The following is a 22,375-nucleotide window of genomic DNA, read 5'->3' as shown; positions in this document are numbered from 1 at the left end:
GAGAGCTGGTGGTCGGTGCGAACCAGTACAGAGCGATTTATGAATTACCCCCTGGAGCTTCTTTTACGAAACGTGAGGAGTAGTGAAAGACGGTTATAGACCGTTATGTCTAAAGAGTGGTGAAACGACACTGTTTCACAATTTAGGGTGGTACCGCGAATTTTTCGTCCCTGCATATATTGCAGGGGCGTTTTTATTTTATTAGCGCATATCATACGACCCTTTATTTTGTGATACATTCATTTCACAAGCTAGGGTGGTACCGCGATTTCTTCGTCCCTGCATAATTATATGCAGGGACGTTTTTTTATCCAATCATTTCCGTATCATATAGAATTATTAACAATTACCGGTAATTTGTCACAAAATTCTAAATTTTAGAAGGGAATATACAATATTGGCGAATTTTATATAAAAAAGACTATTTTCGATTAATTAGGAGGGGAAAACAATGGTTTCAAAAATTGAATCTGTTCTTTTAACAATTTTTATCTTTTTCTGCATTGGCTTCAGTGTTATTCAATTAGAAGTTTCACCGCATATCCCAATTTTATTCGGTATCGTTATTTTATTAGCGTTTGGCTTTATGAAAAAAATCTCTTGGTCTACTATGGAAAAAGGGATGATCAGTAGTATTTCAGCTGGTATTCCATCTATATTTATTTTCTTACTTGTAGGCGTATTAATCAGCGTTTGGATCGCAGCTGGAACAATTCCAACTTTAATGGTATACGGCTTCCAACTTGTATCTCCAAAAATTTTCATTCCAACTGTTTTTGTTGTTTGTGCAATTGTTGGCACAAGTATTGGTAGTGCGTTTACAACTGCTGCAACTGTAGGCCTTGCCTTTATGGGCATGGGTAGTGCTCTTGGATACGATCCAGCTCTTATCGCTGGTGCAATTATTTCTGGTGCATTCTTTGGAGATAAAATGTCTCCTTTATCTGATACAACAAACTTAGCTCCAGCTGTAACGGGTGTAGATTTATTTGAACATATTCGTAACATGCTTTGGACAACAGTCCCTGCTTTCATTATTGCTTTTATTGCATTTTTCATTTTAGGCAGCGGTACTAAAGGCGACGTTGATTTTACAACCTTTATTAGTACATTAGAAAAAAATGCAACGATTTCTATCGTTACACTTATTCCAATTTTATTACTGTTCCTATTCGCATTTAAAAAGGTTCCAGCAGTTCCAACATTACTTGCTGGAATCGTAGTAGGGATCATTATTCTCTTTATTTTCAAGCCAAGTACGTCTCTACCTGATTTAATGAAAATTATGCAGGACGGTTACGTTTCTAAAACTGGTATAAAAGATATTGATAGCTTATTATCTCGCGGTGGTTTGCAAAGTATGATGATGTCGATTGCCCTTATTTTCCTAGCTCTTTGTATGGGAGGATTATTACAAGGAATGGGTATTATCGCGCAGCTCATGAATATCATCTCTAGCTTTGTAAAGACAAGTACACGCTTAATTATTTCTACTGCTTCAACTGCAATTGGTGTAAACTTCTTGCTCGGCGAACAATACTTATCAATCGTTTTAACAGGACAAGCATTCGCTAACAAATACGATGAGGTTGGTTTAGAACGTCGTAATTTATCACGAGTATTAGAAGATGCAGGTACAGTTATTAACCCGCTCGTACCATGGGGTGTAAGTGGCGTATTCTTAACAAACGTCCTTAGCGTTCCAACATTTGATTACGCTCCATACGCAATCTTCTGCTTAGCTTGTCCAGTCGTAACTATTATCGTTGGCTTTACTGGATTCGGTCTTTCATGGAAGAAAGAAAAAACAGTGTCGGTTTCATAATATAGAATAAAAAAGGATTACCCTAATCGGTAATCCTTTTTTATTACTCCACTATCTATTCGCTTTCTTTCTTCTAAATAACATAAGTAGTCCCGCACCAACAAACGCAAGGCCTGCTCCGATTGTAGAAGCAACGCTTGCACCTGTTTTCGGTAAATCACGCTCATCTTTTTCTGATTCTTTATTTTCACTTACAGTTGTTGTTGTTTCTTTTGTATTTTGATCATCTGTTGTAGTTTGTCCAGATCCAGTGTTGTTTCCTTCTTGTTTTGGCTCATTACCATTATTGCCTTCTTCTGTTGTTGGTGGTGTTGGTTTTTCTCCATTACCTCCATCACCTGTTGGCGGTGTCGTTGGTTTTTCTCCATTACCTCCATCACCTGTTGGTGGTGGTGTTGGTTTTTCTCCATTACCTCCATCACCTCCATCACCTGTTGGTGGTGTCGTTGGTTTTTCTCCATCATCATTCTTCTTCGTTATATCAATTGCATATTTAGCAAATTCATTTTCAGATGGTCCAACATATGATATCTTTCCATCTTTCTTTATATGCTTTTGTGCATTTGGTGAAGAGTCAAATGTTGTATTTAATTTATCTGCAACAATCGGTTTAAATGTCCAATTTTGATCGGCTGCTGGATCAATAACGGGTGTTTCTTGCATATACTTCACAATGATTTGACGTGTTTCATCTTGTGATTGGTATACAACCTCCCCTTTACTTACACCAGGGAACGTTTGGCTACTTCCACGATAGTTATTTGTCGCTACGATGAACTCTTTATCGTCAGCTACAGGCTTACCTTCATACGTCATATTTACAATACGATTCGTATTTACATTTACAACTTTTCCATCTTTGTCGTATTTCGCTGGTTGCGTCACATCAATTTCGTATTTTAAACCATCTAAAATATCAAAGTTATATGTAGGATAGTTTACATTTACTAATGGCTGTTCTTCTGTTTTCTTTGGGTCGATTTGATTAAACTGACCAGCAGACATTTCAAGCCATTCTTTCACTTGGGCTCCATTTACTTTCACAGCATATAATGTATTTGGATATACATATAAATCTGCAACGTTTTTAATCGCTAACGTTCCAGCCGGAATATCAGTATAGTATGTAGCACCGTTTCGGCCACCTGCTTTAAATGGTGCTCCTGCAGATAAAACTGGAATTCCCTTATATTTACTATATTGTCCATTTTCAGCAAATAACTTTTCTACGTACCATTTTTGTGCATTCGTCACAAGTTGTACGGAAGGATCATCTTGTACCAATGAAAAATAACTATTAATTGGTGCTGTCGTTTTACCTACAGGTGTATTAACATAGTTAATTGTTGCTTCATGATCATCTTTAATTTCATTAACTAATTTTTGATCTGATTCTACTAATGCGTTTCCTTTACCATCAGCAATCGGACGAAGTTGTGGCTTAGATTGATCTTTTTGCACTTCCCATTTTCCGTTTACCTTTTTCAATTGCATATCGATAATACCTAAGTTACTGCCAAAAACGCCAGGCATTACAACCGGAACACCATTAAATACATCCTTCACTTCAGTATGTGAATGTCCCATTAATACTGCATCTACACCAGAAACTTCAGTTAAATAAAACGATGCATTTTCCATCCCAACATTGTATCCACTCTTATCAACACCTGAATGAGCTAATGCAACGATAACGTCTGCACCTTGTGCCTGCATTTCCGGAACTAATTTTTTCGCTGTTTGCACAATATCTTTCGCTTTTACTTTTCCTTCTAAATTCGCTTTATCCCAGTTCATAACTTGAGGTGGAACAAATCCCATTACACCAATTTTCACTTTTTGTTTTTCACCTGATTCATCCACTACTTCTTTCTCAAAAATATGATATGGTTTAAAATAATTTTCATCGTTCGCTTCATTATTATCATGATCATCTTTATAAACATTCGAGTTAATAACTGGGAACTTCGTTTTACTAATCACTTTGTTTAAATAATCTAAACCGTAGTTGAATTCATGATTCCCAAGAGAGATGACGTCATACTTCATTAAATTCATTAAACGATATAATGGATGTACATAACTTGGATCAACAGGATTCTTCGGATCATTTATTTTATTCGCTATATAATCTCCAAGTGGCGTCCCTTGTAATGCATCCCCATCATCAAATAGGACAGAGTTCTTCGCTTCTTCACGCGCTTTATTAACAAGCGCTGCCGTTTGCACGAGACCTACTTTATTATCTGTTTTCGTTTGATAATAATCGTAATTCATTAAGTTAACGTGAATATCTGATGTTTCTAAAATTCGTAAGTTAACTGTACTCTCCCCAGTTTTTTCCTCTGCATGAGCTGTTGTTGGCAATACTTGCGGCGCTATAACACCAATAGCAAGAGTTGCTCCAGCTAGCATTTTTTTTGACTTTTTCACAAAAAATCCCCCTTATACAATTACCCCAAAATAATGAAATGAATCTCCATCAGTCCCTAACCACATACCTTTTTTCTTCTATTAGAGCGACGATTTTCACCTTATCTGACATTATCATATCTAAACTTCTTTCATATCGTCAATATTTTTTGACACACTTCTACAAATTTTCTGTAAAGTTATTGTGAAGTTTTCATAAATATATAATATGCCCTTACATTGCTTATACTGCTGAATATGATACAATTACCAATTACAAGGAGGATGAATTTATGAGAAAAGTCATCTTAACAATTGTTTGTCTCCTCCTTCTAATCATTTCTTATTCTAATTTTGACAAGAACGATGAGACAAAACAAAAAGAAATTAAAGAAAAAACAGAAAAACCATCTGCTCCAAGTTGGATTGATAAACAAACGAACGACTCCTTTTATCACCTCGTATTAGGTGATTCACTCGCCAAAGGATATGGATCTACACAGGGGGGATTTGCCGAATTAGCTTCCAGACAACTGGAAGAACAAATTCATAAACCAATTACAGTAGAAAATCTTGGTGTAAATGGCCTTACTACGGATCGTCTCGCTAAAAAAGTTCAGTCCGAAGAAGTTCAACAAAAAATTAGGGAAGCGAATATCATTACTATTAATATTGGGGGAAATAATTTATTTCGCTTAAATCGTGATGTAGGTGTTATAGATGGTATTAAAATGCTAAATAAAGAAAAAGCTCGTTTCGAAACGGATGTAAAAAACATTGTAAAGACAGTTCGAGATCAAAATCCGAATGCTTTACTCATTCTCTCTGAACTCTATAACCCTTTACAACTCGATGACTCCATTGCCAGTTATGCAGATATGTTTTTAGATGGTTGGAATGATTCTGTTTATGCTATTTCAAAAGCGAATCAACCATCTATCGTTTTACCAATTCGAAAATTAATATCGAATGATAAAAAAGATTTACTATTTGACCAAGTACACCCAAATGATAACGGCTATGCGATTATTGCCAATACATTTACAAAGCAAGTGTTATCCTACAAATATTAAGGCGACCATGAAACAATTCTATTTTTATACCTTGTCTTTTTTGTTACAATGATAGTGGAAGGGGGCCTTTACATGGAATCACGCGAGTGGGAACGTATCGTTGATCATCTGCTTTCGCTAGTGCCTCTTTTTTATCGCAAATTTATGCTTCCAGGAGAATTTTCTTCTCAAAGACATATGCCGCCATCACATACACAGGTGTTACTGCTTTTGCATGAAAATGGTACATTAGCAGTTTCAGAAATTGGCAAGCGGCTAGCGATATCACGGCCTAACATGACCCCTCTATTGAACAAACTCATTCAAGAAGAACTAATAGAGCGTCATTATAGCGAAAAAGATCGACGGGTCATTTTAATTTCCCTAACAGCTGAAGGGAAATTGCTAGTAGGTCAGTATCAGCAATTCATTTTAGACAAACTAAAAGAAAATTTCCAAACATTATCTGAGGAAGAGCGCGAAAAGCTCATTTATTCTCTTCAAACCATTCAAAATTTAATTTTGAAAACAAACGTATAAAGCTGCTTCTAAATAGAAGCAGCTTTATGATTCGTAATAATTACCATAATAAACATTTGAATACGGCCATGTCATTAAATATGGCTTTCGCTCTTGCGTATTCTGTTGTTGAGGTTGTTGTAATTGCTGCGGTTGTTGATACACTCCAAATTGTCTTCGCATATCATGTACCGGATAATATGTTAGATACGAGTATACTTGAGGTACGTAATAATAATACATTCATTCTCTCCCCCTTTTTCTTAAACATATTCAACGGAGAAAATGAATGTGACATTCTTTATATTTGTACAAGTGGTTCTCTCACTCGTTTCTTTCTTTTCTTCAAACGTAACTTACGATTCTTTTCATATAAATAATGCACAACGAAATATGAAATTACCCCAAACACAACTCCTATTATCGTCATACCAATCAATACATATACTTCACTCTGTAACAAGCTCTTTAACATTGTGAAAATATGGCTCGAAAACAAATCTGATATCGTAAATGGTTCATGATGTATTTTCTTTACATGAAATGGATAAATCGTTTTCCCTAACGCGTAAGCAAATGGAAATAAAAATACTGGGAGAAACGATATTTTCCCAATAATATTGCCAATGACTGCGGCTGGAAAAGATCCCTTTGCCAACCTGACAATTGGATAAAATATTAAATATACGAGCGATGCCGTATAAATTACTAACATTTCTAAACCAAATCCAATAGCAAAGCCTAACGACACTTTCTTTGCTCCTTCTGGCGATCGCAGTAACTTATAATATTGAAACTTTAATATTCTCCACATCCGTTGAAAAAACGAATATGTCTTCTTAGTTGTTTTCACAATTATCATCTCTTTAACTATATTTTTTCTATCTAGTATGTCCCTACATAATATGAAAAACAAAATTAATTTTCTCTTTTTATTATAAATGATATAGAGATAATTAACCAAATATACATCCGACATTTCAATATAAAAAAACCTTCCTTTTCAGGAAGGTTTTCCAGTATTTCGAAATAAACTCACTAATAACGCTTTTTGCGCATGCAATCGATTACCAGCTTGTTCAAAGACGATAGACTGCGGTCCATCTATAATTTCTCCTGTTACTTCCTCCTCACGATGAGCAGGTAAGCAATGTAAGAAACGATATGTTTGCTTCGCATGTGTAACAAGCTCTTTATTTACTTGGAAAGGTTGAAATAAAGTATATTTCTCTTCTTCTCCCTCTTGCCCCATACTCATCCAAACGTCAGTATAAATAAAATCCGCTCCGCTTACCGCTAATTCAGGATTCTGCAAAATTTCAATTTCAGCCCCTGTTTCAGCTGCAATCGCTAACGCTTTTTTTACAATTTCTTCATTCGGTTCATACCCTACGGGAGTTGCAACAGTCATATTCATTCCGACTTTTGCACTCGCTAACAACAATGAATGACATACATTATTTCCATCACCTACGTAAGCTAATTTAATCCCTTTAAACGCATGAACTTCTTCATATATCGTCATTAAATCTGCCAATGCTTGACAAGGGTGATGATCATCCGTTAATCCATTAATAACAGGAATACTCGATTCCTTCGCAAGCTCTTCTACATCCGCATGCGAGAATGTACGTATCATAATTCCATCAATATAATGAGATAGTACTTTCGCAGTATCTGACACCGTTTCTCCTCTGCCAATTTGCATCTCTTTTCCACTTAAAAACATTCCATGTCCTCCAAGCTGTACCATCCCTGCTTCAAAAGAAACGCGAGTACGAGTTGAATGTTTATCAAAAATGAGACCTAATATTTTTCCTTGTAATAAAGGCTCCTGCTTATTCTTTTTTAAATATATAGCAAATTCAATTAAAGAAATGATTTCTTCTTGCGTTAATTCCTCTAGTGTTAAAAGATCTTTCGTATTTAATTTTGGTACTTGTACAGTTGACATGAAATTTCCCCCTTATATGATTGATGCATTTTTTGTACAAACTATCTTTTTTATCATATATACCGCTTGTTCTAGCTCTTCATTCGTTACAATAAGTGGCGGTAATAGTCTTATAACATTAGGCCCTGCTTGTAATACGAGAAGTCCTTCTTCTTCTTCTAGTTGTTCTATAAAACTTGCAACTTCATACTTACACTCAATCCCAATCATAAGCCCCTTACCACGTATATTTTGAATACATTCGACATGTCGTAATTCCTCTCGCAACTTCTCTAATACGTACTCGCCCTTTTCCTTTACTTCTTTTAAAAACGATGGTTTCTTACTTACTTGCAATACTTCTTTCGCTGCAGCCATTGCAATATAATTCCCACCAAACGTTGAACCGTGTGATCCTGCAGTAAACGATGTTCCAAGTTCTTTCCGGCCAATCATCGCTCCAACGGGAATGCCATTTCCAAGAGCCTTAGCAATGGTAACGATATCAGGATCTATTCCCATTTGTTCGTAAGCAAATAGTGTTCCTGTTCTTCCGATCCCTGTTTGTACTTCGTCTATAATAAATAATGAACCGAACTTATTACATAATGTTTCAATCGCTTTCAAAAAAGATAGATCAGCAGGTATTACTCCCCCCTCTCCTTGAACAACTTCTACCATTACCGCCGCAACTTCTTCATTCATTACTTCCTCTAACGCCTTAATATCGTTAAAAGGGGTATGTAAAAAAGACGGAAGTAGTGGACCAAATCCTTCTTTCACTTTATTTTGCCCCGTCGCACTCATCGTTCCGAATGTTCTGCCGTGGAAAGATTGTTGACATGTGACTACGAGAGATTTCCCAGTATGCTTACGGGCCAGCTTTAAAGCTGCTTCATTTGCCTCCGCCCCGCTATTACAAAAAAACACATAATCTAATGCTATATTTTCTGTTAATAATGACGCGACTTCTTCTTGTAAGGAGTGCGTAAATAGGTTAGATATATGCCATATGTCCCTAAGCTGCTCTTCTATCCCCTTTACAACAGTAGGATGGCAATGTCCTAAGTTACACACTCCAATACCGGAAGTGAAATCTAAATATTGCTTACCATTTTTATCAATAACTTTCGTTCCATTCCCCTTTATAAACTCAACGTCTCTTCTTCCATACGTTTGAAAAAGATGACTCGTCATACGATACTCACACCTTTCGTTACCGTCGTTCCGATACACTCTCCTGTGACCTCAGTAAAATCCTTTGTACCATTCACGATACTAACCTTTTGCACTCCCATTTTTAATGATGTAAGTGCCGCCTGTACTTTCGGAATCATCCCGCCTGTAATAACACCTTGTTCTATAAAAGTAAGAATTTCAGATTCATCTGTTTTCTTTACTAATTTCCCTTCATACAATATCCCGTCTACATCTGTAATGAAAATGAGTTCTTTTGCCTCAATCGCAAATGCAATTCCAGCGGCAGCAGTATCAGCATTTATGTTATAAACCTCATTACCATTTATCCCGATTGGAGCAATAACAGGAATATAATTCATATTTATTAATCCTTTTAATAAGGCTGTTTCTACATAACTTACTTCTCCCACATATCCTATCCCTTCGCTGGCAGGTTGAACTTGAAGTAAATTACCGTCGCACCCTGAAAGCCCTACGGCTAGTAAATTATGCTTTTGTAAATTCATTACAAACCTTTTATTTGTACTACCGCATAGCACCATTTGAACAACATCCATAACTTCTTTTGGTGTTACTCGTAATCCATCTCTTTTTTCTACTTTGATATTACAATCTTTTAATTTGGCATCAATTTCTGGGCCACCGCCATGGACAATAACCACCTTATACTTCTGTTGCAATTTCTTTATACAATCAAAAAACACATGATTTAATTGATCCAACATGCTACCGCCACATTTAACTACAATATAATCACTCATCTTCTCTCTCCTTATGTACGATAACAAGCGTTTATTTTCACATAGTCATAACTTAAATCACAGCCCCAAGCTGATCCCGTTTCTTCTCCTAAATGTAAATACACATCAATAATAATTTCATGTTCTTGTAATTTCTTTTTCATTCCCTCTGCAGAAAACATTTGAGGTTCACTATTTTTTAACACATTGATAGATTGAAGGGTGATATCAATTGTATTTGGATTAATAGCTACTTCACTTTGGCCAATACTACTAATTATTCGCCCCCAATTTGGGTCTTCACCGTATATTGCTGTTTTCACAAGACTCGAACCGACAATTTGCTTTGCGATTTTCTTTGCTTCTTCGCTTGTTCGAGCCCCTAGCACATTTACTTCTATTAACTTCGTAGCTCCTTCACCATCTTGCGCAATTTTTTTTGCTAAATCTTCACATACCTTTTGTAAAGCAACTACGAAAGTTTCCCACTCTTTATGTTCCATACTTATTGGCTTCGTTTCTGATAATCCACTTGCCATAACGATGACCATATCATTCGTAGAAGTATCTCCGTCCACCGTAATTTGATTAAATGTATGATTTGTAATTTGTGATAGTGCTGTTTGTAATACGTCATGCTCTATATTGGCGTCTGTTGTAATAAAACTAAGCATCGTTGCCATATTGGGATGAACCATCCCAGAACCTTTTGCGACCCCAGCAATTGTTACTTCTTTTCCGTCAATTATCATCTCATAGCAAGATTCTTTCGTCATAAGATCCGTCGTTAAAATCGCTTCACAAAAAGAATGAGCTCCACTTACTTCCTTTGTTGGTACAAGTGATTCAATTCCCTCTCGAATTATATCCATCGGTAAAGGTACTCCAATTACACCTGTTGAAGCGACCGCGACGTAATTCGTTTTTACTCCAAAGTGTTCAGCTCCTAATGTTCGCATCTCGTAAGCATCTTGCAATCCTTTCATTCCCGTACAAGCATTTGCATTTCCACTATTAACGACGATTACTTGTAATTTCCCTTCCGCCGCTATACTATCTTTCGTTACTTGCAACGGCGCTGCTTGCATTTGATTTGTTGTATAAACAGCGGCACACGATGCTGGTACTTCACAAATGATTGCACCTATATCCTTTTTCTCCTTTTTCAAACCATTCGCAGTACCAATTGCCGAAAAGCCTTTCGGAGTGACAATTGAACCATTTTCTAATTTATTAATGAACGATGCTTTAATCATAATTTCCCCCTTATGGATAAAGCGGTATATACTGTAAACCCGTTGCCTCTTCCAATCCCGCTAATATATTTGCATTTTGAATCGCTTGCCCAGCTGCACCTTTCATCATATTATCTATAACAGAAACTACTGTAATTCTTCCTGTTCTTTCATCGTAAGCTAATCCAATATCACAATAATTTGAGCCTCTTACTTCTTTCGGACTTGGGAATTCTCCTTGAGAACGAATTCGAACGAAAGCTGAATTATGATACGTTTCTTCATACAACTTTTGAAGTTGCTGCATTTTGATTTTTTGTTTTACTTTTGCATAGAGTGTAACCATAATCCCTCGTGATATCGGTATTAAATGTGTACTAAATGTAATTGGCTTCGCTTCACCATTCCATTCTATAAGCATTTGCTCAATCTCAGGAACGTGCTGATGCTTATTTACTTTATAAATGTGAAAATTATCGTATAGTTCTGGAAAGTGAGTCATTGTTGTTGGTGTTTTTCCCGCTCCTGATACTCCTGACTTTGCATCTATAATAATTGAATCTTCTTCAACTATCCCGTTTTGCATTAACGGCGCTACCGCTAGCAATGTCGCTGTTGCAAAACATCCCGGATTTGCAATTAATTCAGCGCACCTAACCTCTTCCCTTTTCCATTCGCTTAATCCATACACTGCTTTTCTGAGAATTTCTCCCTTTGCAGCTGGCTGCTTATACCACATTTCATATAGCGAAGGATCTACCATACGAAAGTCACCCGATAAATCAATTACTTTTAAACCTACTTCTAATAATTTTGGTGTCAGCTCCACAGATACTCCCGCGGGCGTTGCTAAAAATACAATCTCCGCTACCTTCCTTATTTCATCCACATCAATTTCTTGCAACTTATGAACGAGAACACTTCGCAAATGCGGATATGCATTCGCTATACATTCACCAACTTGCGAAAAGGAGTGGAGAGATGCTATTGAGAAGTAGGGGTGTTGCTCTAATAACCTAATTAATTCAATACCTCCATATCCAGTTGCTCCAATAATTGCGACTTTCATATGCTCCTCCTTAAATCGATTCTTTAAATTAAGTATGATTATAATATTGTATATTTATAGAGTCAATTAAATATTTATTAATTTTAAAAACTTTAAAAACTTAATTTTACTAGAAAAATAATATACGTAGGTGAATTTTTATACAAAAATTATGTATGGTAGTATTTTTATTTCACTTCAAGTACAATAAAACAATACATGTATACATATGGGCGGGGAAAAACATGAATGAAAAATTAATTGAGAAAATGATTACAAAAAGTTTTCGGCAATATCAATGTAATCCTGTTTCAAAAGAGGATCAGGACATGTTAATTAAACATATTCAAACGATAATTCATTCAAATACTGAAATTGATGTGTACGAGGCGGTTGAAGATATCGTTTACGATTATGTGACCGGAAAATAAAAAAATAGGAGATTTCCATATGGAAATCTCCTATTTTTTACTTAATGATTTACCTGCAACACGTTCAAATAACCCCGGGAATAATACATAGAGCTTCGGCCCAATTCCCATCCACTTCGGCAAGTTTACTTCACGTTTTTTCGTTTGCATCGTCTTTACGATTTGTTCTGCTACATATGTTGGTTTTAACATGTAACGTCCCATATTTTTCACATATGTACCTGATTGATCGGCTATTTCAAAAAAGTTCGTATCTATCGGTCCCGGGTTAATTGCTGTTACATACACATTTGTGTTAGATAACTCCATACGTAAACTATTCGTAAATCCTAATACAGCGTGTTTTGTTGCTGCATAAGCACTCGACTTCGGAGTTGCAATTTTTCCAGCCAATGAAGCAATATTAATAATTTGTCCTTCGTTCCTTGTTACCATATAAGGTAATACTGCTTTCGTACAAGCTACTAATCCAAATACATTTACTTGAAACATATCCTTTACTTCATCCATTGACGCATCTTCAAATGTTTTAAAAATACCAAATCCCGCATTGTTTACCAATATATCAATACGTCCTACTTCTTGTAATACCTTTGAAAAAACTGATTGTACTTTCATTTCTTCACTTACATCTAATACATAGTAATAGCAAGGCGTATTATAAGTTGCTTTAATTTTCTCTGCTAATGCTTGTAGTTTCTCTTCTGTTCGAGCCATTAATACTGGCGTCGCTCCTTGCTCCGCAACCTGCATTGCGACTTGCTCTCCAATTCCACTAGAAGCACCTGTAATGACGATTACTTTTTCTTGTAAACGTCCCGTCATTGCTGTCACCTACTTTGCATAATAAATCAATTGTTGCGAAGATTCATCAATCATCACTTGTTGATTATATGCTAAAAAGTCTAATTGTCCAACAGTTTCTGAGATAGTAAGTGGCAATTGTTCTTTATATAATACCGGAAATAATTTTACACATACTTCAAATGCTGTCATTGGCTTTTCTTTTAATAAATCAAGCACTTTAAACGCACGTGTTTCTTGCTTTTGTAACCTCGTTTCAATAAGTTGTTTCACATTCAGAACATCTTCCCCATGTCCTGATAAAATGCGTGAAATATTCATTTCACTTAAACGTTTTAATGTTTGATTGTACTGCAATAATGGACGTGCTCTTTCTGTTTGCCCTTCATATGGTGGCTCTAATATTGGATTAGAAGAAATATGACTAATGAGAGCATCCCCACCAATTAATATTCCATCAGATTCTCTATATAATGAAATATGAGTAGAAGCATGACCTGGCGTTTCAATCACTGTAAATCCAGGTAACGACTCTATACGATCTCCTTCTCTCACAGTGTGTGTTAACGATCTATTACAAGAATATTTAAGTGTCTTCGTCGTCAATAGTGCCTCATCATTCAAAAATGCTGCTGGAACACCGAACTGTAAGGCTGTCTCTTTAAAAAATTCATGATACCGCTTTAAAAATTCGGCATTTTGCGTAATCCACGGTTCATTCCAAGGATGTCCGATAATATTTACTTTTTCAGAAAATGTATTTAAAAGTCCACAATGATCCGCATGGTGATGCGTAATCACTACCGTTTCAATATCTTCTATCTTATATCCTAATACATCTAAATGACTTTCTAGTGCCTTCTTTGCCTCTTCTGTATTTGTCCCTGTATCAATTAACGTTAATGTTTCTCCCTCAACTAAAAACACATTCACTGTCTCAACTGCAAATGGAACAGGAATCTCCATTCGATGAATCGCCGTCATGCTTAGCCCCCCCTGTTTCTTTCCGGTTCAAAAATGAATACCTCTTCAGTTTACAACTTCTCCACAAATTTGTCATTATTTTCAGATAAAAAGAGGTGTTTCCCCCCAAAAAAACGAATGTATGTACATTTATAAGCATTTCTAACCAAATTTAAAGGAGGAACATCATGTCTATTCAAAATATTTCCTTTCTCGGTGCAGGCTCTATTGCTGAAGCAATTATTGGTGGTTTATTAGACGCAAATGTTGTCAAAGGGGAACATATTACTGTAAGTAATCGTTCTAACGAGACACGATTACAGGAGTTACATAAAAAATACGGGACTAAAGGTACACATAACAAAAAAGAATTACTTACTGATGCAAATATTCTTTTTCTAGCTATGAAGCCAAAAGATGTCGCAGAAGCGATTATCCCTCTTAAAGAACATATAAATAACAACCTGCTTATTATCTCGTTATTGGCAGGTGTTTCTACCCATTCAATTAGAAACCTACTTCAAAAAGACATTCCGATTATTCGTGCAATGCCAAATACATCTGCGGCTATTTTAAAATCCGCTACCGCCATCTCACCTTCAGAACATGCAACGGAAGAACATATTCACACTGCAACAGCTTTATTTGAGACGATTGGCCTCGTCTCTGTTGTAGAGGAAGAAGATATGCATGCTGTCACTGCATTATCCGGAAGCGGACCAGCTTATATTTATTACGTAGTGGAAGCAATGGAAGAAGCTGCAAAAAAAATTGGTCTGAAAGAAGATGTTGCAAAATCACTTATTCTTCAAACGATGATTGGTGCTGCTGAAATGCTAAAAGCAAGCGAAAAACACCCTTCTATTTTGCGAAAAGAAATTACTTCTCCTGGCGGAACTACCGAAGCAGGAATAGAAGTATTACGGGAACATAATTTTCAACAAGCACTAGTTTCATGTATTACACAAGCGACGAAACGATCACGTGATCTCGGAAAAACATTAGAATAAATCACAAACGAAAAATAGAAAACGGAGCTCAACTTTATTTGAGCTCCGTTTTCTCATAATTATTCTTAATTATTACTCTTCCCAAAGATCTCTTCTTGCAGACGACGACCTGTCGGTGTTGCTGCAAGTCCACCTTCAGCTGTTTCACGAAGTGCTACTGGCATCGTTTGTCCGATTCTAAACATCGCCTCAATTACTTCGTCACATGGAATTGTGCTAGTTACACCAGCTAATGATAAATCAGCTGAAATCATGGCATTTGAAGCACCTGCTGCATTCCGTTTTACACAAGGTACTTCTACAAGCCCTGCAACAGGATCACATACTAAACCAAGCATGTTCTTTAAAGAAATCGCCATCGCTGTAGCTGCTTGATCTGGTGTTCCACCAGCCATCTCAACTGCGGCTGCGGCTGCCATTCCACTCGCTGAACCTACTTCAGCTTGGCAACCTCCTGCCGCACCAGAAATACAAGCATTATTCGCAACAACCATACCGAAAGCTCCTGCTGTAAATAAAAATTCAATCATTTCTTCACGTGTAGGCTGTAATTTTTCTTTAAGTGCAAACAGTACGCCTGGCACTGTTCCAGCTGATCCTGCTGTTGGTGTTGCACAAATGATTCCCATCGCCGCATTTACTTCATTTGTCGCAACAGCTTTACTCACTGCGTCCAAAATTGTATCCCCGGATAAGCCTTTTCCACTCTGCATATACGCTTGAACTTTCACAGCATCCCCGCCAGTTAAACCAGTCGGTGATTTTACACCACGAATACCGCGTTCTACTGCTTGTTCCATCACGACTAAGTTCTTTTCCATTCCGGCAATTACTTCTTCACGTGATATACTTCTTGTTTCCATTTCACACTGAATCATAATTTCTGCGATTTTTACATTTTGTTCTTTAGCTTGCGCCACTAGTTCCGCTGCGTTCCGAAACATGGTGTGTCCCCCCTGCAATTAATCCATAATAGTTACTTGACAAATATTTTGTTGCCCATTTATTTCTTCAATCACTTCATCTGCTAATAATTCATCTGTTTCAATGACCATAAGCGCTCTTCTTCCTTTTTCTTTACGAGAAACACTCATTGTACTAATGTTAATCTCATGTTTTGCAAGGATTGAAGCTACAGCTGCAATAGCACCAAAACGATCATTATTTACAATAAGCAGTGCTGGACTCGTTCCTGATAATTGAAGATCGAATCCGTTTAATTCTACAACTTCGATCTTACCGCCACCGATTGAGCAAGCAACAACTTCGATTTCCTCTTCTCCTTTATACAGACGAATTTTCGCTGTATTAGGATGTGGAGCATTTGCATCTTCTTCAATGAATTCCACTTCAATTCCGCGTTCTTTTGCAATGTCTAACGCACTTGGAATACGTAAATCATCTGTTTCAAATCCTAGTATTCCACCGATTAACGCTACATCCGTACCGTGACCACGGTATGTTTTTGCAAATGAACCATATAATGAAATGCTAACTCTCTCTGGCTCATGACGAAACAGCTGACGAGCAACTTGCCCCATTCTTGCAGCACCTGCTGTATGTGAACTTGATGGACCAATCATAACCGGACCAATAATATCAAACACTGAGCGATACTTCATCATAACTCCCCCTAAAACTCTATGAAAAGATTATTTTCTACTATTAAAAATGATATGAGATAACCAGCAATAAAGCCTAGTAGCAAACCAAATTTTAACACAGAAGCCCCTACAAGCATAGCATAAACAGGTGATACACCCATTGCTAATGCAACTAAAGTCGCACTGGCTACTCCGCCCAGACTACCTGCTGATTGTCCAACCTCTTTTAAGAATGGTATACCAATCAAATCTCCACCAACGTATAATTGAAAAGCTTCAACTAAGAAACTTGCAACGGCCGCATTTGCTAAAGCTCCATTGCTTTCATACCATTTGGCGCTTTAAAACTAAAGAGTGAAAAAAGACTTAGTACAAATAATAGTAATATCGTTCCCTTAATAATCTCCTTGATGCCCTCTCCCTTTTTAGTCAATTTCGTTTGTTACGAAAAATGGCTAAAACGCACGCTGTAACTTACGATAAATTATAATGTGCCCTCATTATAGCTTGTTTTTTATAAAACGCTTACTTTTATTGAATTTTAAAATTTCTGAACAAAAATCTATTTCCCTTGTTTGTATTAGTTGTATATAAGCGTGCTTATATAACAGTTTGTCTAAATAATCGGTATTATGTATTCTCATCCTATATATTCAAACCATTACAAAACTCTGTATTATCCCATATAAACATGAAATGATAACAGTTTGAGTAAAAAAAAATTATCATAAATAAAAAAATGGCAAACGTACGTTACCATTTTTTTACGAAAATATTACTTCTCTACTGGGAATGATTTTAAATCCATCGCTATTTCTGTATTAGAAAATAACTCTCGTGCCTCTTTCAATAATCCCTTATATGTATCTCCTTGATAACGCGAACTAATATGAGTCAATATTAATCGCTTCACATTTGCCTTAAGTGCGATACTCGCAGCTTGCTTTGTTGTGGAATGGAAATAATCATGCGCCTGTTGCTCATCTTCCGCTGCAAAAGTTGCTTCATGAACAAGTACATCAGCATCTTGCGCAAGCTCTTTACTCGCTTCGCAATATCGTGTATCGCCTAAAATTGTAATAACTCTCCCTTTTTGAGGTGGACCGATAAAATCTTTTCCACTTAGTACAGTGCCGTTCTCTAATTCAACTACTTCACCATCTTTTAAGCGTTTAAAAATCGGACCAGGTTTCACGCCAATTTCCAGCAGCTTATCCACTAAAAGAGCTCCCTGTATATCTTTTTCTACAATACGATATCCGAAACATTCAATTCCATGTGATAACCTTTTTGTTTCTACATAGAATTCATTATCGTCAAACACAATGCCTTCTTCTGTAATCTCAACGATTTCAAGTGGATATTTTACATGTGTCGTACTTACCGATAACGCTACTTCAATAAATTGTTTAATTCCTTTCGGTCCATACACAGTTAACGGCGTTGTTCCTCCTTGGAAAGAACGGCTCCCTAATAAACCCGGCAAGCCAAAAATATGATCTCCATGTAAATGCGTAATAAAAATTTTTTCAATGCGTCGTGGGCGCACAGATGTATGTAAAATTTGATGCTGAGTCGCTTCACCACAGTCAAATAGCCACGTTTGCCCTCGTTCTTCTAACAATTGTAAGGCGATTGCTGAAACGTTCCTTCCTTTTGAAGGAACACCTGCACCAGTTCCTAAAAATACAAATTCCACTTTCTTTCCTCCAGCTCTTTATATAATCTACTCTTCATCTTACGGAATGTTATTTCAAATGGCAAATTGAATTTACATAACCAATCATCTAGACAACTATATAACACGAACATTGGAAATAAAAAACTTAACAATCGTTCGTGTTTTGTAGTAATATAACTATATCACATATAAAGGGAGCGTTTTATTATGAAAGAAGTATTTCGTTTACAAACTGATTTTTCATCTTCATTTGATCGCTGGGTAAGTTCTTTCGTTTCTGATCACCCAGCACAACTAGAATGGACGACTTTAAAAGAATTAATTCATGAATATACAACATCACATACAAATGAGACGTTACCAACATATATTTCTTCAGCTTTAACATATTACGCACAACGCATTGCAACAACAAACAGCTCAGAAATTGTTATTTTTGAAAATCCTACAATCTCATAATCTATAATAAAAAGCACTGTAATCAGTGCTTTTTATTTATATCCATTAAAGTATTTATTCCCCACCTTATTTCCAAAAAAACACCTCTTATTTCCTACTATATAGCCATCATAAATCTATTTAATTTTTCAAAAAAAAGAGACAAAAAAGATATTGACACTACAAATTTACAGTGCTAATATTCAACTTGTAATTGAATATGGTCTCTGTTAGGTGAGGCTCCTGTATAGAGAAACGCTGCTGCCCAAAAATGTCGAGAGACGCCAATGGGTCAACAGGAAAGGTCGGAATGAAGGCCTTTCTTAACGTAGCTGGTTTCAGTACCTATGCTATACAGTGCTAAAACTCAACGAGGGAGAGGTGCGTATGTTTTGTCATACACAAAAACTGTTTTTATCTATGTTTAATAACAGTCTTTGTTGTTGACTCTTTTTAACTGCGAATTCAGGCCTTTACTCGTTTTGAGTAAAGGCCTTTTTTATATCTTTATGCACCTTACTATGAAACAAACATAGCATATTCAGAAACTACTAATTGTACGGAGGTGAGGAACAGTGGCAAGTGATGATTCGGCCCAGATACCCATATGTTTTACGTTAATATTTCATCATGTAGGTAGGAAAGAAGCTGTTCCTCCCTGTTTAATATAGTCGAGTAACAGATTGTTTCCTCCTTCATGAAAAAGGAGGAACTACCAATGTTAAATTTACAAAGACAAGAAACGAAGCATGCTTACGATCAAGATAGCATGAAAACAAATAACGAATTATTAGTGGAAGTTGCAACGCAAGATGTAAACTCTGCGTTAAAACTTCTAGAAACAACACAAGATGGACTCTCTAAACAAGAAGCGTCTCGTAGACTTTCTTTATATGGTCCGAACGAAATTGCTCATAATAAAACATTGCCATGGTATATTCAATTTCTGCTGGCATTTAAAAACCCATTTATTTTTGTTTTGTTAGCTCTTGGAGCACTCTCTTTTTTCACAGATGACATACAAGGAACAATTGTCGTATCTGTGATGGTACTACTAAGTGCAACGATTCGTTTTTTTCAAGAATTTCGTTCTCAAAAAGCTGCAGATAAGTTAAAAGCTATGGTTCGAACAACTGCAAGCGTCTCTAGAATAAATGGATTTATACACGAAACAAAAAACGTAATGAATTTAAATCGTAACCATACAACGGAAATCCCAATTGAAGAACTTGTACCTGGTGATATCATTTCACTTTCAGCTGGCGATATCGTTCCAGCTGATGTGCGTATCTTATCGGCTAAAGATTTATTTGTAAATCAGTCTTCCTTAACAGGCGAGGCACTTCCTGTAGAAAAATATGAAAACTGCTACCATACGGAAAATAAACATATATTACCGAAAAACATGAAAAAAAATTGCAATCCGCTCGATATGGAAAACCTTTGCTTCATGGGTACAAATATTGTTAGCGGTAGCGCAAAAGCTGTTGTCGTTTCAACAAGTACGGATACGTATTTCGGCTCTTTAGCAAAAAAAGTTATCGGAAAACGGGCAGAAACAAGCTTTGATAAAGGAGTAAACAAAGTAAGTTGGCTCTTAATCACATTCATGCTTATTATGGCACCTATTGTCCTTCTCATTAATGGATTCACAAAAGGAGATTGGCAAGAAGCTTTCTTCTTTGCTATTGCCGTTGCAGTTGGTCTTACACCTGAAATGTTACCAATGATTGTAACTGCTAATTTAGCTAAAGGCGCCGTGAACATGTCTAAACAAAAAGTAATTGTAAAACAGCTAAACTCAATTCAAAACTTAGGTGCTATGAACATCCTTTGTACAGATAAAACAGGAACTTTAACAGAAGATAAAGTTGTCCTTGTTCGTCATTTAGATCCTAATGGAAATGAATGCAATCGCGTCTTACAATTTGCATATTTAAATAGCTTCTATCAAACTGGATTGAAAAATTTAATAGATAAAGCTGTCATTGAGCATACAGAGGAAAACCATAAATTTGATCCATCAGCTTTTCAAAAACTAGATGAAATTCCATTTGATTTTGCTCGCCGTCGTATGTCTGTCATCGTGAAAGAGATTTCAGGTGAACATACAATGGTTTGTAAAGGTGCCGTAGAAGAAATCTTATCAATTTGCAACTACACTGAAGTGGATGGGCAAATTGTCCCTCTTACTGAAGAAGTGAGAGAAAATGTAAAACACCTTAGCGAAACTTTAAATAGTGAAGGAATGCGTGTCATCGCTGTAGCATACAAGAAAGATAACAAACCTGATTATAAAGCTTATGCAGTACAAGATGAATCCGCTATGATTCTTACTGGATATATCGGCTTTTTAGATCCACCAAAACCATCTGCTGCTTCTGCAATTCAAGCATTGCATAAACACGGCGTACAAGTAAAAATCTTAACTGGCGATAACGAAATTGTTACAAAAAAAGTTTGCAAGGAAGTTGGATTAAATATAGGGGAGCCTGTCCTCGGTTACGAAATTGATTCTTTACCAGATAAAGCATTAGCAAAACTAGCAGAAGAAACAACAGTGTTCGCAAAACTAAATCCAATGCAAAAATCTCGCATCATTCGCGTATTACAAGGGAATGGTCATACTGTAGGTTATATGGGGGATGGTATTAACGATGCCGTTGCACTACGTGATGCTGACGTTGGGATATCTGTTGATACTGCTACTGATATTGCAAAAGAATCTTCCGATATTATCCTACTTGAAAAAAGTTTAACTATATTAGAAGCAGGCATTTTAGAAGGTCGCACTACGTTCGGCAATATTTTAAAATATATAAAAATGACAGCTAGTTCTAATTTTGGAAATGTATTTAGTGTATTAGTGGCGAGTGCTTTCATTCCATTTTTACCGATGCTTGCAATTCATCTATTAATTCAAAACCTACTTTACGATTTTTCTCAACTTTCTATTCCATGGGATAAGATGGATAAAGAATTTTTAGAAAAACCAAGAAAATGGGATACTGCAAACTTACGTAATTTCATTATTTGTATCGGCCCAATTAGCTCTATATTCGATATTATCACATACGTTGTCATGTGGAATGTATTCGGTGCAAATACACCTGGAGAACAATCGCTATTCCAATCTGGTTGGTTTGTCGTTGGATTACTAACGCAAACATTAATTGTTCACATGATCAGAACACAGAAGATTCCGTTCATTCAAAGTACTGCATCAATACCAGTTCTTTTATTAACTGCTTGTATTATGGCAATTGGCATCTACATTCCGTTCTCACCACTTGGTGCAGCAGTTGGTTTACAAGCATTACCACTAAGCTACTTCCCATGGTTAATAGGAATATTATTAGGTTATGCTTTCTTAACACAATTCCTGAAAAAACTTTATATTAAAAAGTTTCATAGCTGGTTGTAAAAATAAGAATGAGTGGGTATTTCTCACTCATTCTTAAAAAATATACCATGTACTTA

Annotated in this window: 20 protein-coding genes, 1 pseudogene, 1 riboswitch and 1 other annotated feature (1 of these 23 running past the window's edge); of the genes and pseudogenes, 7 read left to right on the top strand and 14 right to left on the bottom strand. The window is 36.3% G+C overall.

The window, feature by feature from the left end:
* Window positions 1–175, top strand: a binding site (T-box leader); it begins 46 nt to the left of the window's first position.
* A 276-nt stretch (window positions 176–451) separates the two neighbouring features.
* On the top strand, window positions 452–1,825 hold the full coding sequence (gene nhaC, locus U860_RS0121395; protein WP_025150110.1) for a Na+/H+ antiporter NhaC: 1,374 nt from the start codon (window positions 452–454) through the stop codon (window positions 1,823–1,825).
* 51 nt (window positions 1,826–1,876) lie between these two features.
* Here the strand turns inward: nhaC and cpdB are convergent, their stop codons facing one another.
* Window positions 1,877–4,258, bottom strand: coding sequence for a bifunctional 2',3'-cyclic-nucleotide 2'-phosphodiesterase/3'-nucleotidase (gene cpdB / locus U860_RS0121390; protein ID WP_025150109.1), 2,382 nt, complete (start codon window positions 4,256–4,258; stop codon window positions 1,877–1,879).
* A gap of 272 nt (window positions 4,259–4,530) precedes the next feature.
* On the opposite strand from cpdB, the gene U860_RS0121385 reads away from it, so the two are divergent.
* Window positions 4,531–5,310 (top strand): GDSL-type esterase/lipase family protein, encoded by a 780-nt coding sequence (locus tag U860_RS0121385; RefSeq protein WP_025150108.1) that lies wholly within the window; start codon window positions 4,531–4,533, stop codon window positions 5,308–5,310.
* Between the two features lie 72 nt (window positions 5,311–5,382).
* Window positions 5,383–5,829, top strand: coding sequence for a MarR family transcriptional regulator (locus U860_RS0121380; protein WP_002173352.1), 447 nt, complete (start codon window positions 5,383–5,385; stop codon window positions 5,827–5,829).
* A gap of 24 nt (window positions 5,830–5,853) precedes the next feature.
* Here the strand turns inward: U860_RS0121380 and U860_RS0121375 are convergent, their stop codons facing one another.
* From U860_RS0121375 to argC, 7 genes are all read right to left on the bottom strand, one after another.
* Window positions 5,854–6,051, bottom strand: coding sequence for a hypothetical protein (locus tag U860_RS0121375; RefSeq protein WP_025150107.1), 198 nt, complete (start codon window positions 6,049–6,051; stop codon window positions 5,854–5,856).
* A gap of 58 nt (window positions 6,052–6,109) precedes the next feature.
* Window positions 6,110–6,661, bottom strand: coding sequence for a DUF2062 domain-containing protein (locus U860_RS0121370; protein ID WP_025150106.1), 552 nt, complete (start codon window positions 6,659–6,661; stop codon window positions 6,110–6,112).
* Between the two features lie 150 nt (window positions 6,662–6,811).
* Complete coding sequence (gene argF / locus U860_RS0121365; protein WP_025150105.1) at window positions 6,812–7,762, bottom strand: ornithine carbamoyltransferase; 951 nt, start codon at window positions 7,760–7,762, stop codon at window positions 6,812–6,814.
* A 12-nt stretch (window positions 7,763–7,774) separates the two neighbouring features.
* Window positions 7,775–8,938: an acetylornithine transaminase gene (locus U860_RS0121360; protein ID WP_025150104.1), complete on the bottom strand. Its 1,164-nt coding sequence runs from the start codon at window positions 8,936–8,938 to the stop codon at window positions 7,775–7,777.
* Window positions 8,935–9,702: an acetylglutamate kinase gene (argB, locus tag U860_RS0121355; RefSeq protein WP_025150103.1), complete on the bottom strand. Its 768-nt coding sequence runs from the start codon at window positions 9,700–9,702 to the stop codon at window positions 8,935–8,937. Before argB ends, U860_RS0121360 begins: the two co-directional genes overlap by 4 nt.
* An 11-nt stretch (window positions 9,703–9,713) precedes the next feature.
* Complete coding sequence (gene argJ / locus U860_RS0121350; protein ID WP_025150102.1) at window positions 9,714–10,937, bottom strand: bifunctional glutamate N-acetyltransferase/amino-acid acetyltransferase ArgJ; 1,224 nt, start codon at window positions 10,935–10,937, stop codon at window positions 9,714–9,716.
* Window positions 10,938–10,947: 10 nt separating this feature from the next.
* Window positions 10,948–11,985, bottom strand: a complete 1,038-nt coding sequence (gene argC / locus U860_RS0121345; protein ID WP_025150101.1) for an N-acetyl-gamma-glutamyl-phosphate reductase — start codon at window positions 11,983–11,985, stop codon at window positions 10,948–10,950.
* 224 nt (window positions 11,986–12,209) lie between these two features.
* Here argC and U860_RS0121340 point away from each other — a divergent pair, with 224 nt between their 5' ends.
* Window positions 12,210–12,395 (top strand): YqzH family protein, encoded by a 186-nt coding sequence (locus U860_RS0121340; RefSeq protein ID WP_025150100.1) that lies wholly within the window; start codon window positions 12,210–12,212, stop codon window positions 12,393–12,395.
* A 30-nt stretch (window positions 12,396–12,425) separates the two neighbouring features.
* On the opposite strand, the gene U860_RS0121335 is transcribed toward U860_RS0121340, so the two are convergent.
* Window positions 12,426–13,220 (bottom strand): SDR family oxidoreductase, encoded by a 795-nt coding sequence (locus tag U860_RS0121335; RefSeq protein WP_025150099.1) that lies wholly within the window; start codon window positions 13,218–13,220, stop codon window positions 12,426–12,428.
* Between the two features lie 9 nt (window positions 13,221–13,229).
* Window positions 13,230–14,183: an MBL fold metallo-hydrolase gene (locus U860_RS0121330; RefSeq protein WP_025150098.1), complete on the bottom strand. Its 954-nt coding sequence runs from the start codon at window positions 14,181–14,183 to the stop codon at window positions 13,230–13,232.
* 167 nt (window positions 14,184–14,350) lie between these two features.
* Here U860_RS0121330 and proI point away from each other — a divergent pair, with 167 nt between their 5' ends.
* Window positions 14,351–15,172, top strand: a complete 822-nt coding sequence (proI, locus tag U860_RS0121325; protein ID WP_029953050.1) for a pyrroline-5-carboxylate reductase ProI — start codon at window positions 14,351–14,353, stop codon at window positions 15,170–15,172.
* 65 nt (window positions 15,173–15,237) lie between these two features.
* On the opposite strand, the gene sdaAA is transcribed toward proI, so the two are convergent.
* The 4 genes and pseudogenes from sdaAA to rnz form a co-directional block, all read right to left on the bottom strand.
* Complete coding sequence (gene sdaAA, locus U860_RS0121320; RefSeq protein ID WP_025150097.1) at window positions 15,238–16,116, bottom strand: L-serine ammonia-lyase, iron-sulfur-dependent, subunit alpha; 879 nt, start codon at window positions 16,114–16,116, stop codon at window positions 15,238–15,240.
* An 18-nt stretch (window positions 16,117–16,134) separates the two neighbouring features.
* Window positions 16,135–16,794 carry an L-serine ammonia-lyase, iron-sulfur-dependent subunit beta gene (gene sdaAB / locus U860_RS0121315; RefSeq protein ID WP_002173372.1) on the bottom strand — a complete coding sequence of 220 codons (660 nt, stop codon included), beginning with the start codon at window positions 16,792–16,794 and terminating at the stop codon, window positions 16,135–16,137.
* Window positions 16,795–16,835: 41 nt separating this feature from the next.
* Window positions 16,836–17,188, bottom strand: a pseudogene (locus U860_RS0121310) (PTS sugar transporter subunit IIC); the annotation flags it as partial.
* A 363-nt stretch (window positions 17,189–17,551) separates the two neighbouring features.
* On the bottom strand, window positions 17,552–18,475 hold the full coding sequence (gene rnz / locus U860_RS0121305; RefSeq protein WP_025150095.1) for a ribonuclease Z: 924 nt from the start codon (window positions 18,473–18,475) through the stop codon (window positions 17,552–17,554).
* A gap of 189 nt (window positions 18,476–18,664) precedes the next feature.
* On the opposite strand from rnz, the gene U860_RS0121300 reads away from it, so the two are divergent.
* On the top strand, window positions 18,665–18,916 hold the full coding sequence (locus U860_RS0121300; RefSeq protein ID WP_002173374.1) for a DUF3932 family protein: 252 nt from the start codon (window positions 18,665–18,667) through the stop codon (window positions 18,914–18,916).
* Between the two features lie 198 nt (window positions 18,917–19,114).
* A riboswitch (M-box (ykoK) riboswitch) is annotated at window positions 19,115–19,280 on the top strand.
* A gap of 333 nt (window positions 19,281–19,613) precedes the next feature.
* Window positions 19,614–22,319 carry a magnesium-translocating P-type ATPase gene (gene mgtA, locus U860_RS0121295; protein WP_025150094.1) on the top strand — a complete coding sequence of 902 codons (2,706 nt, stop codon included), beginning with the start codon at window positions 19,614–19,616 and terminating at the stop codon, window positions 22,317–22,319.
* The last annotated feature ends 56 nt before the right edge of the window (window positions 22,320–22,375 follow it).

Source organism: Bacillus sp. H1a (genome assembly GCF_000633475.1).
GTDB classification, from domain to species: Bacteria; Bacillota; Bacilli; order Bacillales; family Bacillaceae_G; genus Bacillus_A; species Bacillus_A paramycoides.
Note: the sequence above shows the minus strand (reverse complement) of the source record. Positions and strands in the feature narration are given on the sequence as shown.